This window comes from Bradyrhizobium sp. AUGA SZCCT0182 (assembly GCF_018130185.1).
GTDB lineage: Bacteria > Pseudomonadota > Alphaproteobacteria > Rhizobiales > Xanthobacteraceae > Bradyrhizobium.
In genome coordinates, this window is record NZ_JAFCLY010000023.1 from 89,483 (window position 1) to 104,354 (window position 14,872).

The window sequence follows — 14,872 nt, forward strand, 5'->3', positions numbered from 1 at the left end:
TCCCGAAGACGCCGACCGTCAATCGGTCGTCAGCGCCGTCGCCATGTCCGCCGGATCGATCTGCCTGTCGAGATTGGCGTGCAGCTTCTCTTGGTCGAGTTCGCCCTCCCACCACGACACCACTATGCAGGCGACGCCATTGCCGCAGAGGTTGGTCAGCGCGCGGCACTCGCTCATGAACTTGTCGATGCCAAGCACGATGGCCATGCCGGGCACCAGCCGCGGATCGACCACCGCGAGCGTCGCCGCCAGCGTGATGAAGCCCGCACCTGTTATGCCCGAGGCGCCCTTCGAGGTCAGCATCGCCACCAACAGGATGGTGATCTGCTGGCCCATCGTGAGATCGAAACCGAGCGCCTGCGCAATGAACAGCGTCGCCAGCGTCATGTAGATGTTGGTGCCGTCGAGGTTGAACGAATAACCGGTCGGCACTACCAGGCCGACGACCGATTTCGAACAGCCGAGCCGCTCCAGCTTTTCCATCAGCGAAGGCAGCGCGCTCTCGGACGACGAGGTGCCGAGCACGATCAGCAGCTCATCCTTGATGTAGGACAGGAACTTGAAGATCGAGAAACCGACCGTGCGGGCGATGGTGCCGAGCACGATAAAGACGAACAGCGCCGCGGTGACATAGAAGGTCGCGATCAGCCCGACCAGGTTCACGATTTGCCGGTGCCGAACTTGCCGATGGTATAGGCCATGGCGCCGAACGCGCCAATCGGCGCGGCCCTCATCACGATCGCGATCACGCCGAACACCGCATGCGCTGCGTCGTCGATGAAGGAACGCAGGCTATGGCCACGCTTGCCGAGCGCCATGACCGAAAAGCCGAACAGGATCGAAAACAGCAGCACCTGCAGAATTTCGCCCTGCGCGAAGGCGCCGACGACGGTGTCGGGAATGATGTGCAGGAAGAAATCGACCGACTTCTGGGCCTCGGCCTGCTTGGCAAAGCCGGCGACCTTGGCCGCGTCAGCCATCGCGCCGCCAAAGCCATGGCCCGGCTTGACCACATTGCCGATGAGCAGCCCGATCATCAGCGCAAAGGTCGAGACGATTTCGAAATAGACCAGCGCCTTGATGCCGATGCGGCCGACCTTCTTGGCGTCCTGGATATGGGCGATGCCCGACACCACGGTGCAGAAGATGATCGGCGCGATCACCATCTTGATCAGCTTGATGAAGCCGTCACCGAGCGCCTTGATCCAGTCGTTGGTCGCGAGCGCCGGCCACAGCCAGCCGGTCAGCGCGCCGAGCACGATGGCGATCAGCACCTGGACGTAGAGAATCTTGTACCAGGGCCTGCCTGCGCTCACCGGCGCTTCAGCCGCAATCGTTGCCGCCATGACGTCTACTCCCGTTCGACCTGCGGCGTTCTGCCACACCCCCGCCCGCTAGCACAGCCAAATTATTTCGGCCAGCGGAAATCGGTGGCGTTGCGCCGGTGTCCGAACGGGATCGGTCAGCGGCGGTCGAATGGGCGGCGGAACAAAGGTACGAGCGTAGCGCCGAGCGCGTTCTTGATCAGCGACGCCGCGATGAACGGCGCTATGCCGACCAGCCATGCCTTTTCTACGCCGAGCTTGATGCCAAATGCCAGCCAGGCGAACCCGGCCGCGAGAATGATGACGTGGCCAAGTCCCATGGCGATGAAGAGCAGAGGTACTGACCGATCCCAGCCACGCTCGCTCAGCCATCCCGTGACGAAGGCCGCCGCCACGAAGCCGTAGAGATTATCCGGCCGTGGGCCCGAGCAACGGCGCAAGACCGCCGACGGGGCCTGCGAATACCGGAAATCCGATCGCGCCTTCGGCGAGATAGGCCACGACCGTTGCGCTGCCGAGGCGCCAGCCATAGGCCGCCCCGATCATCAATACGACCAGCGTCTGCAGCGTCATCGGCACATAGGGCAAAGGCAGATTGACCTTCGCCGACAGGGTCAGCAGCGCGGTTCCCAATGCAATCAGGATCACGCCGCGCATCAGACCGGATCGATGTACAGGATGCGGCCACAGAATGGCGGCAAGCGGAAAATGCGGTGCAGCGACAGGCTGAGATGTGTCGGACAAGATGGTTCCCCGATTCAAACGACAGATATGGATGATGGTGATGGTGGCTGACGCGCCCTACCCGAGCCAGCGCGCGATGCGGCTCACGGCTTCGCGCATCTCGTCGGAAGAGCGCGCATAGGAGAAGCGCACAAAGGCGCGTCCATGGATCGGGTCGAAATCGACGCCCGGCGTGGCCGCGACATGGGCTTTCTCCAGCATCCGGCTGGCGAACTCAAAGCTGTCGGACGTGAACTGCGAGACGTCGGCGTAGAGATAGAACGCGCCGTCGGCCGGCAGGAAATTGGTCAGGCCGGCTTTCGGCAATCCATCGATCAGGATGCGGCGGTTCTCCTGATAGCCGCGCTTGATCGCTTCCATTTCCGCGGCCCCCTCGAACGCGGCCTCCGCTGCGATCTGCGACAGCGTCGGCACCGAGATCGACAGGTTCTGCTGCAACCTCTCGATCGGCCGCACCAGCGGCTCCGGCACCACCATCCAGCCGACGCGCCAGCCGGTCATGCAGAAATATTTCGAGAACGAATTGATCACCAAGGCCTGCGGCGACAACTCGGCGGCGGACACCGCCGGAAACGCGTAATCGAGGCCGTGATAGATCTCGTCCGATATGAAGCGAATGCCGGCGCTCTCGGCCGCCGCCATCAGGCTGGTGAGCGCCTCCCGCGACATCATGGTTCCCGTCGGATTGGCGGGACTGCCGACCAGCACGCCCTTGAGCGGCGTCTTGCGATGCGCCGCCAGCAATGCTTCGCCGGTCAGCGCATGCCGTGTCTCGCTCGTGGTCTCGATCAGCACCGGCTCGCAGCCGAGCGCGGTGAGGATGTGCCGGTACGGCGGATAACCGGGCACGGTCACCGCCACGCGGTCGCCCGGCTCGAACATCGCAAGGAACGCCAGGATGAAGCCGCCCGACGAGCCCGTGGTGACCACGATCCGCTCGGGCTCAACGGTACAGCCGTAAGTATCGCGATAGTGCCGGGCGATGCGCGTCCGCAGCGAGGGAATGCCGAGCGCGGAGGTATAATCGATCCGGCCGTCGTCCAGCGCGAGACGCGCCGCCGCCAGCGCGGTCTTTGGAGCTGACGCAGCCGGCTGGCCGACCTCCATGTGAATGACGTGGCCGCCGGCCGCCTCGATGCGGGCCGCCGCCGCCATCACGTCCATCACCATGAAAGGCGGAACATCGCTCCGGCTGGAAGCCGTTAGCAGGGTTTTCGCAGCGTCCCTAAGAGTCGATTCGAGCATCACTATCTGCAATTTGATCGGCTCGCGCCGATTTCGAGTTCCGGCACCCGTTACCGCCCCAGACTGGCCGTATTCGGTGGCTCCTTATAGCGCTTTCAAGCCAAGTGGATACCGGTCCGCGGGAAGAAAAAAGCGTCAAAACAAGAGACTGGCGTTCGGTTCTGATTTAATCAGGGCTGCCCGGCCCGACCGCCGATTGCCGCCAGTTCCGCCGCCAACGCCCAATAGATCGCTTCATGTTGTTCCGCCTCGCGCACCGCAAAACGACGCTGAAACTGACCGCCCTCGCCACGGCGGCCGCGCTTGTCATGACGCCGACGCTCGCAGCGGCCCAGAACAAGGGCCCCCCGGTGCTGCGCGATACCGAGTCGGAGCAATTGCTGCGCGACTACACAAGGCCGATCCTGCGCGCCGCCGGCATGGAGAAGCAGAACATCCAGATGGTGATCATCAACGAAGGCGTCTTCAACGCTTTCGTCGCCGACGGCCGCCGCATCTTCGTCAACTATGGCGCGATGATGCAATCGGAGACGCCGAACCAGATCATCGGCGTGCTCGCGCACGAGACCGGCCATCTGGCCGGCGGTCACCTCGCAAAACTTCGCGAGCGGCTGGCGGAAGCGCAGACCCAGATGATCATCGCCATGCTGCTCGGCGCCGGCGCCATGGTGGCGGGCACGCGCGGTGGCGGCAATAACGGCCTGGCCAATGCCGGCGCCGCCGCGATGTCGGCACCCGCCGAGGTGATCAAGCGCACCCTGCTTTCCTATGTGCGGCAGCAGGAGGAAAATGCCGACAAGGCCGGGGTGAAATTCCTCAATGCCACCGGCCAGTCGGCCCGCGGCATGTACGAGACCTTCAAGCGCTTCTCCGACGAGAGCCTGTTCGCGGCGCGCGGCGCCGACCCCTACGTGCAGTCGCACCCGATGCCGGCCGAGCGCGTCCGCGCCCTGGAGGAGCTCGCCCGTTCCAGCCCCTATTGGGACAAGAAGGACGACCCGGCCCTGCAAATGCGCCACGACATGGTGCGCGCCAAGATCTCCGGCTTCATGGAGCGGCAGGACACCGTGTTCCGGCGCTATCCGCTGTCCAACACCGGCGTGCCTGCGCGTTATGCGCGCGCCATCACCACCTATCTGCATGGCGACCTGCGCAGCGCGCTGGCCCAGATCGACGGCCTGATCCAGTTGCAACCGGCCAATGCCTATTTCTACGAACTCCGCGGCCAGGCTTTGCTGGAAGGCGGCAAGCCGGCCGAGGCCATCGCCCCGCTGCGCAAGGCCGCACAGCTTTCCAACAACGCCCCGCTCATCGAGATGTTACTTGGGCAGGCGCTGGTGGCGTCCGACAACAAGGCCTACACCGAAGAGGCGATCGCGATCCTGCGCTCGGCACTGGCGCGCGAGACCGAAGCCCCGATCGGCTACATGCAGCTCGCGATGGCCTATGGCCGCAAGGGCGACTACGCGCAGGCCGATCTGGCATCGGCCCAGGCCGCCTACCTGCGCGGCGACAACAAGACCGCGCGCGACCTCGCCTCGCGGGCCAAGACGCGGTTCGCGATCGGGACCCCGGGATGGGTCAAAGCTGACGATATTGTGAGCGCCAAACCGCTTCCCGGCCAAAGAAGCAACTAGCGCCGCTACCGGAAATAAACTGAGTTGCACTACAACCGAACCTGAACACCCAGCGTATTCCAAGAGCCGGCCTTCAAGCGAACGGCCCGGAACTCGCCACCCAAGGATTTACCGATGCCTTTGCTCCGTTACCTTGCTTCCGCCCTGCTTGCGATCGCCCTGTGCGGCGCGTCGCTGCCGGCTTCCGCGCAGAGCTTCTCCGATGTCCAGCGCAAAGACATCGAGACCATCGTCCGGGAGTACCTGATCGCCCATCCCGAGGTGCTGGAAGAGGCGATGGCCGAACTGACCAGGCGCCAGTCCGCCGCCGAAGCCGAGAAACATCAGGCCGGCATCGCCAAGAATGCCAATGCAATCTTCAACTCGCCGCGCAACGTGACGCTCGGCAACAAGGACGGCGACGTCACCTTCGTCGAGTTCTTCGATTACAATTGCGGCTACTGCAAGCGCGCGATGCTCGACATGATGGAATTGATGAAGGGCGATCCCAAGCTGAAGGTCGTGCTCAAGGAATTCCCGGTGCTGAGCACAGGTTCAGTCGAAGCCGCCCAGGTCGGCGTCGCGGTGCGGATGCAGGATCCGACCGGAAAGAAATATCTCGACTTCCACCAGAAGCTGCTCACCGGCCGCGGGGCCGCCGACAAGGCTCGTGCCATGGCGGTCGCCAAGGAAGCCGGCCTCGACATGGCCAGACTCGAAAAGGATCTGGCGAGCCCCGAAATCCGCGCAACGCTCGAGGAGAACATGAAGCTCGCCGAAGCCATGGGCATGAACGGCACCCCGAGCTATGTGATCGGCAAGCAGGTCGTGATCGGCGCGGTCGGCGTCGAGACCCTCAAGGAAAAGATCGGCATCGCCCGCTGCGGCAAGGCGACTTGCTGAAGCCAGACGCGGATCATTCGACGGACAAAATCCGGCTGCATCGCAGCCGGATTTTTTTGCCCGCACGCTTGCTGCGACTGAACCGCGGCGACGCCGCCAGCCACTAAGAGGGCTCCAACCAACAGGACCCCCGCATGAGCCTGGCGCCGCCAACCACCGCTTACGACCTCGAACTGCTCAAGACCGCGCCCGCCCGCGGCACCGCTACCGATCACGGCTGGTGCTACGGGCTGCCGCCCGGAATCACCGAGAGCCAATGGCCGCTCAGCCCATGGGACGGCTTTCCGATGCAGCCGGGCTTCACGCTGAAACTGCCCGAACAATATCGCACCAAGGGCGCGGACTATGTCGCGCTCACGATGTTTGCCGATCAACAGCATGACGAGCCGCGCGAAGTCGAAGCCGTGGCCGAATATCTCGCCTCAGAGGCATCGGACCGTCCGGCCGATCCCGATCTGTTGCCGTACTGGCTCTACAAGCAGAACCGGCACCGGATGGAATTCCGGATGAAGGACGAGATCGACCACAATTTCGCAGCGATCTGGCTGACGGAAGCCGAGTTCGCAGGACCGCTGTGTCAGCCCCCTCGCCTCGCCGGCAACGCGCTGCTGCACGCGAATCCGCCGCCGCCCTGGTTTGGGAGCGGTTCGGCGCGCGCGGTGTTCGATCTTCAGATCGGCCGCTATGACAACGTCGACGAAATCGTCAACAAGTACTGGTACCGGCTGTTCGGGCGCGTGCCCGAGATCAGCCACCACGCCTACGGCATTGCGCTCGCCGTGCGCGACGGCGATCCCAATGTCGGCCGTCCGCCGCGCGACAAGCTTTTGCACAACGATGAACTCGGCGACTACATCGCGCCCTACAGCAAGGACGCCGAGCCGTTCGATCTTGCGCGGCTGTCGGGGCGCAATCATCTCGGCGGCACGATGTTTCCCTCCCAATGGACGCCGAAGTACAGCGCGACCTATCTCGAAATCGAAGAGCATTTTGGCGGCTTCAATTTCGGCGGCGGCAACGCTCAGCTCGATCTCGAAACGATGGAGTTCGACTGGGCCTGCGGTTAACGGCGTTTTCGAGCGAAAGTCTGCCCCGCAGTTGATGCGGGGTGGGCAACCGGTTCGGGACAGAGAACGCGTCTTGCCAAGTTGAGTTTCAAATTCACCGCGCGTTCATCAAACAAACCTGATGGAACCGCGAATAGACAGGAACATCGCACATCTCCCTTCGTTGTCGGTGCGGGCAATGCATCCACGTGAGGAGAAACGTATGACCAATCGCTTTATGATTTCCGTAGCAGCAGCGGCGCTGATCGCCGGCACCGGGTTTGCGAATGCGCAAGGCACCGGCAACCAGGGTGGCGCCGCGACCCAGCAGACCGCGCCGTCTCCCGGCGGGGCTGGATCGATGCAGCGTGATCCCGGCGGCGCTTCCGACATGAAGGGCGCAAAGGGCGCGGAATCCAACGAGAAGATGCCGTCCAGCAAGAGCGCGCAGGACACCAAGTCGCCGGCGGGTGAGAAGTCGAAGAGCATGAGCTCCGAGAGCGAAACCAAGGGCGGTAAGGACATGAAGGCCGAGGGCCGCGACAGCAAGACCGGCATGGACAAGAGCGCAACCGACAGCAAGGGCGCTGCCGACAGCAAGACCGGCACCGCCCAGACCAAGGGCGCGGCCGACACCAAGGCGCAGACCACGGGCAACGCCGCCACCTCGGCGACCGCGGCTCCGCCAGCCGAGAAGCGTACGCAGATCGTCTCCGCCATCAAGACGGAGAAGATCCAGGAGACCACCAACGTCAACTTCAACATCTCGGTTGGCGCCACTGTGCCTTCGACCGTCCGCTTCCACCCGCTTCCGCCCCGGATCGTCGAGATCTATCCGGAGTGGCGCGGCTATCAGGTGATCCTGGTTGGCGGCCGCTACGTCATCGTGCGCCCGACAACGCATGAGATCGTCTACATCATCGAAGGCTAACGGCTGACGATAGCCAACGATCCCCCGACTTCGGGGCGGGCAGCAATGCCCGCCCCGTTTTTTTCCCGTGTAGAGCATGCGCGCTATCGGCGGCCGCACGGTCACGACACAAAATCGCGAAAACAACCCCATGCAAAGTAAGGATGGCCCCGGCGCGCAGCTCGCGGGCGGCGTGTGGAAGAAGAAAAATTTTCCTGGTCCGCCGCACCGACGCCGCCCGCACCACCCTCGCCTCAACCATCGGCGCAAAAGCAGCAAGCTCCCAATGGCTCCAACGCCAATGCCGCCAAGCCGCCAGCGGCGGCAAAGCCCGCACCCGCGGTCAGGCTCACGCCGCCGGAGAACAAGCCGGCCGAAGGCCAGCCCAAGTAGACCGACCCACGAGCCAGCGAGCGACCGACCATGCTACCCGACGAAGCCCTGAAATCGATGAAGGTGATGTTCGCAACGCCCTGCTACATCTCGGCGGTCAGCATGCATTACGTCACCAGCATCTTCGAGCTGACCCATCACTGCAACCGGTTCGGACTGCAATGCATCCTGCACATGCATTCGGAGAGCCTGATCACCCGCTCGCGCAACAACATGGTGCGCAAGTTCCTGTCCGACGAGACGCTGACCCATCTGTTCTGGATCGACTCCGACATCACCTTCACGCCGCAATCGGTTTGCCGCCTGCACTTGATCGACCGCGACGTCACCGCCGGTGTCTACCCGATGAAGAATTTCAACTGGCCCGCCGCGGGCCTGCCGCATGGCACCACGCGGGCGCAATTCGAGGACCGCTATACCGAGTACCCGTTCAATCCGGTCGGCCATGGCACCGAGCGTGTCTCAAGCTATGCCGACGCCGACGGCTTCGTCGAGGTGGCGGAGGCGCCGACCGGCTTCATGTGCATCAAGCGCGGAGTCTTCACGCGTATGATGGAAAAGTATCCCGAACTGAAATACACGCCGGACGGGCCGCCGGGCCATCCGGAGGCGCATCTGCACTGGCTGTTCTTCGACTGCATGGTCGATCCGGATTCCGGCCGCTATTTGTCGGAGGACTACGCGTTCTGCCGGCGCTGGATCGACATCGGCGGCAAGGTCTGGGTCGACCTGCAGTGCAAGCTGATGCATCTCGGCCAGCACAATTTCCGCGGCGACCTCGCCGAAAGCCTGCGGTTGCAGAATCGCTGGTAATGGGACCGACGGCTGGGCGGAGACCGGGCCGACCGCTCTTTAACCTTGGTTAACGAGCAATTTCCGTAGGTTCCATAGGCCTTTTTACGAACCGGATGAGGCATTTGAGGGGTGTTCAAAACCCCCATCAGGCTTCCCCTTGGCCGCGTTGTTACCTATAACCCCGCGACCTACCTGCCCCCTTTTGCTGGAATCCGGATGGCCCAGGCCTTAGCTGAAAAAGCCTCAACCCCGACAATCCTTGTGCTCAACGGCCCGAACCTCAATTTGTTGGGGACGCGCGAGCCCGAGACCTATGGCCATGCCACCCTCGCCGATGTCGAGAAATTGTGCGCAGAGACGGCCACTCAATTCGGCCTCATGGCCGATTGCCGGCAGTCCAACCGCGAAGGCGAGCTGATTGATTTCATCCATGAGGCCCGCGCCAAGCAAATGGTCGGCATCATCATCAATGCCGGCGGCTATTCCCACACCTCGATCGCGCTGCATGACGCGCTGGTCGGGGTGAAGATCCCGACCGTTGAAGTGCACATCAGCAATATCCACGCCCGCGAGAGTTTCCGGCACCATTCGTTCACGGCCAAAGCCGCCTTCGCATCGCTGTGCGGATTCGGTATCGACGGCTACCGGCTCGCAATCAACGGCCTTGCCGCCAAAATCGGCGTCAAGGCAAAAGCCTGACATCAAGAGCCTGCATCAAGAGCCCGCATCAAAGCCTGGCGCTTCAGCCGTCATCACCCAGAGAATTCCGGACCCCGCATATGGCGAGCAAGCCTGACACCAAATCAGCCGCAAATTTCAAGAGCGACGACAGTGCGCTGATCCGCGAACTGGCGTTGCTGCTGGATGAAACCAGCCTCACCGAAATCGAGATCGAGCGCGCCGGCCTGCGGGTGCGCGTGGCGCGCAACATCACCGTCACAGCTTCGATGCCGGGCAATTACCAGCAGGCCCCGTCGGCGCTCGCGGCATCGGCCGCGAACGTGACCCCGGCGGCGATCGCCGATCTGGCCAAGCATCCCGGCGCCGTCCCCTCGCCGATGGTCGGCACCGCCTATTCGGCGCCCGAACCCGGCGCCAAGCCGTTCATCGAGGTCGGCACCAAGGTGTCGGTGGGACAGACCCTGCTGATCATCGAAGCCATGAAGACGATGAACCAGATTCCATCGCCGCGCGCGGGCACCGTGACGCAGATTCTCGTCGAGGACGGCCAGCCGGTCGAATTCGGCGAGCCGCTGGTGATCATTGAATAGAATCCGTCAACGTCAGGCGCTGCGATGTTCGACAAGATCCTGATAGCCAATCGCGGTGAGATCGCGCTGCGCGTGCTGCGCGCGTGCAAGGAGCTCGGCATCTCCACGGTCGCCGTGCATTCCACCGCCGACGCCGACGCGATGCATGTGCGGCTTGCCGACGAAAGCGTCTGCATCGGGCCGCCGCCGTCAAAGGACAGCTATCTCAACATCCCCTCGCTGCTCGCGGCCTGCGAGATCACCGGCGCCGATGCCGTGCATCCCGGCTACGGCTTCCTGTCCGAGAACGCCCGCTTCGCCGAGATTCTCGCCGAGCACAATCTGCATTTCATCGGTCCGAAGGCCGAGCACATCCGCCTGATGGGCGACAAGATCGAAGCCAAGAAGACCGCCAAGAAACTCGGCATTCCCGTGGTGCCCGGCTCCGACGGCGCGGTCGGCCCCGAAGACGACGCGATGGCGATCGGCGAGGCGATCGGCTTTCCGGTGCTGGTCAAGGCCGCTGCCGGTGGCGGCGGACGCGGCATGAAAGTCGCGCACACGGCTGATGAGCTGTTGATGGCGCTCTCGACCGCCTCCAACGAGGCCAAATCCGCGTTCGGCGACGCTTCGGTCTATCTCGAGAAATACCTGACCAAGCCGCGCCACATCGAAATCCAGGTGCTGGGCGACGGCCGCGGCGGCGCCATCCATCTCGGCGAACGCGACTGTTCGCTGCAGCGCCGCCACCAGAAGGTCTGGGAAGAAGGCCCCTCACCGGTTCTCTCTGCCGCCGCGCGCGCCAAGATCGGCGCCACCTGCGCCAAGGCGATGCAGGACATGAAATATCTCGGTGTTGGCACCATCGAGTTTCTGTACGAGGACGGCGAGTTCTATTTCATCGAAATGAACACCCGCATCCAGGTCGAGCATCCCGTTACCGAGAGCATTACCGATATCGACCTCGTGCTGGAACAGATCCGCATCGCCGCCGGCGGCGACCTGCCGGTGACGCAGGACGAAGTCGCCATCATCGGCCACGCCATCGAATGCCGCATCAATGCGGAAAACCCGGAGACCTTTCGTCCCTCGCCGGGAAAGATCACGCAATTCCATGCACCCGGCGGCCTCGGCGTCCGGATCGATTCCGCCGTCTATCAGGGTTACGTCATCCCGCCCTATTACGACTCACTGGTCGGCAAGCTGATCGTTCACGGCAAGACCCGCGGCGAATGCCTGATGCGGCTGCGCCGCGCGCTGGACGAGATGGTGGTCGAAGGTATCGAGACCACCCTGCCGCTGTTCCGCGCCCTGGTCCGCGAGCCCGGCATCATCGACGGCGACTACCATATCCATTGGCTCGAGCAGTACCTCGCCGGCCAGGCGGCGAAGACCAAGGCCTGAAGACCAAGACCTGAACACCGAGACCTCCTGAAAATCGCCGCCTGAAATGCCGGGCGGCGCATGGAACCGATCGGTTCCCTGGGGCGTTGAGCGGTGTTGGGGTCTTATTTGCCAGGGCAGCCTGTATTCCGTTTGTTCATGACGCGAGATCATTGTGACGGCTGATGCCACGCGCCGACGTGCGATTGGCCAAATCCTGCTGCTCGCGGCGGGATTTTCGGTGCTGGTGGCGATCAGCGCCTTATCGGTCATTCTCGTTCATGAGGCCCGCAAGGACAGCGCCAAGGTCGTGCATACGGTCGAGGTCGAGAACCAGCTATCGACCTTGCTGTTGCAGATCCGCCGCGCCGAAAGCTCGGCGCGCGGCTATCTTCTGACCTCGGAGCCGCGCTTCCTGACCGAGCATGAGTCCGCCACCGCGACCATCCTCCCCGATATCGACAAGCTGACCCGGCTAACTTCGGACAATCCGGTCCAGACCGAGAACGCCCGGCAGCTGCGCCCGCCGGTCGAAGCCCGGCTTGCCGAATTTGCCAGGGCCATCGCATTCGTCAAACGCAACGATCTCGCCGGCGGCATCGCGATGCTGCGTGAGGCCGGCGCCGGCGACTCCGTCCAGAAGATCGGCGAGCTCAGCAACGCGATGCGCGCCGAGGAAGACCGGCTGTTCGCTCTGCGCACCGCGACCGCGGACCGCACGCAGCAACTGGCATCGGCAGTGACGGTGGCGGGCTCCGGCCTCGTGATCGCGCTCCTCGGCATCGCGATCTTGCAGGTGCGCCGCTCCTCGCGCGCCCGCGACGATGCCGAAACCCAATTGCGCGACAACAATATCAACCTCGAAACCACGATCGACGAGCGCACCGCCGATCTGCGCGAGGCCAATGACGAGATCCAGCGCTTCGCCTATATCGTCAGCCACGATCTGCGCTCGCCGCTGGTGAACATCATGGGCTTTACCAGCGAACTTGAGGAACTGCGCGGCGACATCTTCAAGCGGATCGCGACCCTGGCGCGCACGCAATCGGCCGCGCCGGCGACAGCTGATAACGCCACCGATAGCGCCGAGCCCGTCCTCGAAGGACCCGACAAGCAATTGTCGGAAGACTTCACCGAGGCGCTGGGCTTCATCAAATCCTCGATCGCCAAGATGGATCGGCTGATCTCGGCCATCCTCAACCTCACCCGCGAAGGCCGGCGCGAATTCGAACCGGTGCGGATCGAAACCCGCGAACTGATCGAGGGCATTGTCGCGACGGTGGCGCACCAGGCCGCTGAAGCCGAGGCGCAGATCCGGATCGAACCGCTGCCCAACATCGTCAGCGACCGTCTGGCGCTGGAGCAGATCTTCTCCAATCTGATCGAAAATGCACTGAAATACCTCAAGACCGGCGTTCCCGGCGACATCCAGGTGCGCGGCCGCACCAAGCTCGGCTTTGCCATTTTCGAGATCACCGACAATGGGCGCGGTATTGACCCCAAGGACCATCAGCGCATTTTCGAGCTGTTCCGCCGCGCCGGAACCCAGGACAAACCCGGGCAAGGCATTGGTCTTGCGCACGTCCGCGCGCTGGTGCGGCGGCTCGGCGGAACCCTGTCGGTCGCCTCGGAACTTCACAACGGCAGCACATTCACAATTACACTGCCGATCAATTGGACCATTCGTAACCGGAACACACAGTCATGAGTAATCCAGTCACCATCATCATGATCGAGGACGATGAGGGCCATGCCCGCCTGATCGAGCGGAACATCCGCCGTTCCGGCGTCAACAACGAGATCATCCCGTTCAGCAGTGGTACAGCTGCGCTGAAGTACCTGTTCGGCAAGGATGGAACGGGCCTCGTTCACAAGGGCAACGCCCTATTGATCCTGCTCGATCTCAACCTGCCCGACGCGTCGGGCATCGATATCCTGAAGCAGGTCAAGGACAACAAATATCTCAAGGCGACCCCGGTCGTGGTGCTGACCACGACCGACGATTCCCATGAAATAAAGCGTTGCTACGATCTCGGTTGCAACGTGTACATCACCAAGCCGGTGAATTACGAAAGCTTCGCCAACGCCATTCGCCAGCTCGGCCTGTTCTTCTCCGTCATCCAGGTACCGCCAGCCGCCACATGACAACAGCCACGCCGACACTGCTGTATATCGATGATGACGCCGCATTGGCGCGGCTGGTCGATCGCGGCCTGACGCGGCTCGGCTTCAAGGTGGTGCATGCCGCCGATGGCCAGCAGGGCCTCGACCGCCTGGCGCAGGGCGGCATCGACGCCATCGCGCTCGACCAGTACATGCCCGGTCTCGACGGCCTCGAAACGCTGGAGCGGATTCTGGCAATCCCCGGTGCGCCGCCGGTGGTGTTCGTCACGGCCTCGCAGGATTCGGCGATTGCCGTCACCGCGCTGAAGGCGGGCGCGGCGGACTATCTCGTCAAGGACGTGCAGGGCGAGTTCATTCCCCTGCTCCAGGTCGCCGTTAACGGCGCGCTGCGGCAGGCGGAGATTCAAAGAGCCCGCGATGAGGCCGAGGCCGAAGTCCACGCCTCGCGCGACCGCTACGCGGCGCTGGCCGCCGAGCGCGAGGTGCTGCTGCGCGAAGTCAATCACCGCGTCGGCAACTCTCTGCAGATCATCGCCTCGCTGTTGCACCTGCAGGCCAATTCCGCTGTTCAGGACGACGTCAAGGCGGCGCTCACCAATGCGATGGGGCGCGTTGCCGCGGTCGCCCAGGTCCATCGCCGGCTCTACACCTCGCACGATCTGAAGAGCGTGCTCTTGAACCAGTATCTCGAGGCGCTGCTGGAAGACCTGCGGCGCTCGGCCGAGGGCAATCGGATGTCACGGCTGACGCTGAAGGCCGAGCCAATCGAGATCGACCCCGATCGTGCGGTGGCGATCGGCATCATCGTCAATGAGCTGATCATGAACGCCGTCAAATACGCCTACCCCGACGGCGCCGGCCCGATCCACGTCGAACTCAAGCCTCTCGGCGACGAACTCCTGCTGTCGATCACCGACGACGGCGTCGGCCTCAACGTCAAGGCCGACCCGCGTTCTACCGGCATGGGACAGCGCATCGTCTCGGCCATGGCATCAAAGCTCGAAGCCGACGTCGCGCGCGATCCCGACCATGCCGGCACAAAGATCGTGCTGCGCTTTGCCCGCGTCAACAAGCCTGCGCCGCGGCCGAGTGAAGCCGCGGCTGGGTAATATGCCGTTTGCGGAATTTGAACCGCGAC

13 protein-coding genes and 2 pseudogenes are annotated in these 14,872 nt (G+C 63.3%); 12 read left to right on the top strand and 3 right to left on the bottom strand.

The window, feature by feature from the left end; all coding sequences use genetic code 11:
* Positions 1-18: 18 nt before the first annotated feature.
* The 3 genes and pseudogenes from JQ611_RS23605 to JQ611_RS23615 all read right to left on the bottom strand — a co-directional run bounded on the left by JQ611_RS23605 (position 19) and on the right by JQ611_RS23615 (position 3,314).
* Positions 19-1,346 (bottom strand): annotated as a pseudogene (locus tag JQ611_RS23605) (dicarboxylate/amino acid:cation symporter).
* A 116-nt stretch (positions 1,347-1,462) separates the two neighbouring features.
* Positions 1,463-1,982, bottom strand: a pseudogene (locus JQ611_RS23610) (biotin transporter BioY).
* A 144-nt stretch (positions 1,983-2,126) separates the two neighbouring features.
* The gene (locus JQ611_RS23615; protein ID WP_212466742.1) at positions 2,127-3,314 is read right to left on the bottom strand and encodes a pyridoxal phosphate-dependent aminotransferase; all 1,188 of its coding nucleotides are present in this window, start codon (positions 3,312-3,314) and stop codon (positions 2,127-2,129) included.
* Positions 3,315-3,550: 236 nt separating this feature from the next.
* Here JQ611_RS23615 and JQ611_RS23620 point away from each other — a divergent pair, with 236 nt between their 5' ends.
* The 12 genes from JQ611_RS23620 (at position 3,551) to JQ611_RS23675 (ending at position 14,843) form a co-directional block, all read left to right on the top strand.
* Positions 3,551-4,951 carry a M48 family metalloprotease gene (locus tag JQ611_RS23620; RefSeq protein WP_212466743.1) on the top strand — a complete coding sequence of 467 codons (1,401 nt, stop codon included), beginning with the start codon at positions 3,551-3,553 and terminating at the stop codon, positions 4,949-4,951.
* Positions 4,952-5,065: 114 nt separating this feature from the next.
* On the top strand, positions 5,066-5,833 hold the full coding sequence (locus JQ611_RS23625; RefSeq protein WP_212261949.1) for a DsbA family protein: 768 nt from the start codon (positions 5,066-5,068) through the stop codon (positions 5,831-5,833).
* Positions 5,834-5,967: 134 nt separating this feature from the next.
* Positions 5,968-6,900 carry a hypothetical protein gene (locus tag JQ611_RS23630; protein WP_212466744.1) on the top strand — a complete coding sequence of 311 codons (933 nt, stop codon included), beginning with the start codon at positions 5,968-5,970 and terminating at the stop codon, positions 6,898-6,900.
* A 202-nt stretch (positions 6,901-7,102) separates the two neighbouring features.
* Entirely contained in the window at positions 7,103-7,810 is a 708-nt protein-coding gene (locus tag JQ611_RS23635; RefSeq protein ID WP_212466745.1) for a DUF1236 domain-containing protein, read from the top strand.
* Between the two features lie 174 nt (positions 7,811-7,984).
* Entirely contained in the window at positions 7,985-8,182 is a 198-nt protein-coding gene (locus tag JQ611_RS23640) for a hypothetical protein (RefSeq protein ID WP_212466746.1), read from the top strand.
* 30 nt (positions 8,183-8,212) lie between these two features.
* Positions 8,213-8,995, top strand: a complete 783-nt coding sequence (locus JQ611_RS23645) for a hypothetical protein (protein ID WP_212466747.1) — start codon at positions 8,213-8,215, stop codon at positions 8,993-8,995.
* Positions 8,996-9,193: 198 nt separating this feature from the next.
* Positions 9,194-9,676: a type II 3-dehydroquinate dehydratase gene (aroQ, locus tag JQ611_RS23650; RefSeq protein ID WP_212261968.1), complete on the top strand. Its 483-nt coding sequence runs from the start codon at positions 9,194-9,196 to the stop codon at positions 9,674-9,676.
* A gap of 80 nt (positions 9,677-9,756) precedes the next feature.
* Positions 9,757-10,248: an acetyl-CoA carboxylase biotin carboxyl carrier protein gene (gene accB, locus JQ611_RS23655; protein WP_212466748.1), complete on the top strand. Its 492-nt coding sequence runs from the start codon at positions 9,757-9,759 to the stop codon at positions 10,246-10,248.
* A gap of 24 nt (positions 10,249-10,272) precedes the next feature.
* On the top strand, positions 10,273-11,631 hold the full coding sequence (gene accC, locus JQ611_RS23660; protein WP_212466749.1) for an acetyl-CoA carboxylase biotin carboxylase subunit: 1,359 nt from the start codon (positions 10,273-10,275) through the stop codon (positions 11,629-11,631).
* A gap of 154 nt (positions 11,632-11,785) precedes the next feature.
* On the top strand, positions 11,786-13,318 hold the full coding sequence (locus JQ611_RS23665; RefSeq protein ID WP_212466750.1) for a CHASE3 domain-containing protein: 1,533 nt from the start codon (positions 11,786-11,788) through the stop codon (positions 13,316-13,318).
* Complete coding sequence (locus tag JQ611_RS23670; protein WP_212466751.1) at positions 13,315-13,755, top strand: response regulator; 441 nt, start codon at positions 13,315-13,317, stop codon at positions 13,753-13,755. Before JQ611_RS23665 ends, JQ611_RS23670 begins: the two co-directional genes overlap by 4 nt.
* Complete coding sequence (locus JQ611_RS23675) at positions 13,752-14,843, top strand: sensor histidine kinase (RefSeq protein WP_212261981.1); 1,092 nt, start codon at positions 13,752-13,754, stop codon at positions 14,841-14,843. Before JQ611_RS23670 ends, JQ611_RS23675 begins: the two co-directional genes overlap by 4 nt.
* Positions 14,844-14,872 lie beyond the last annotated feature (29 nt).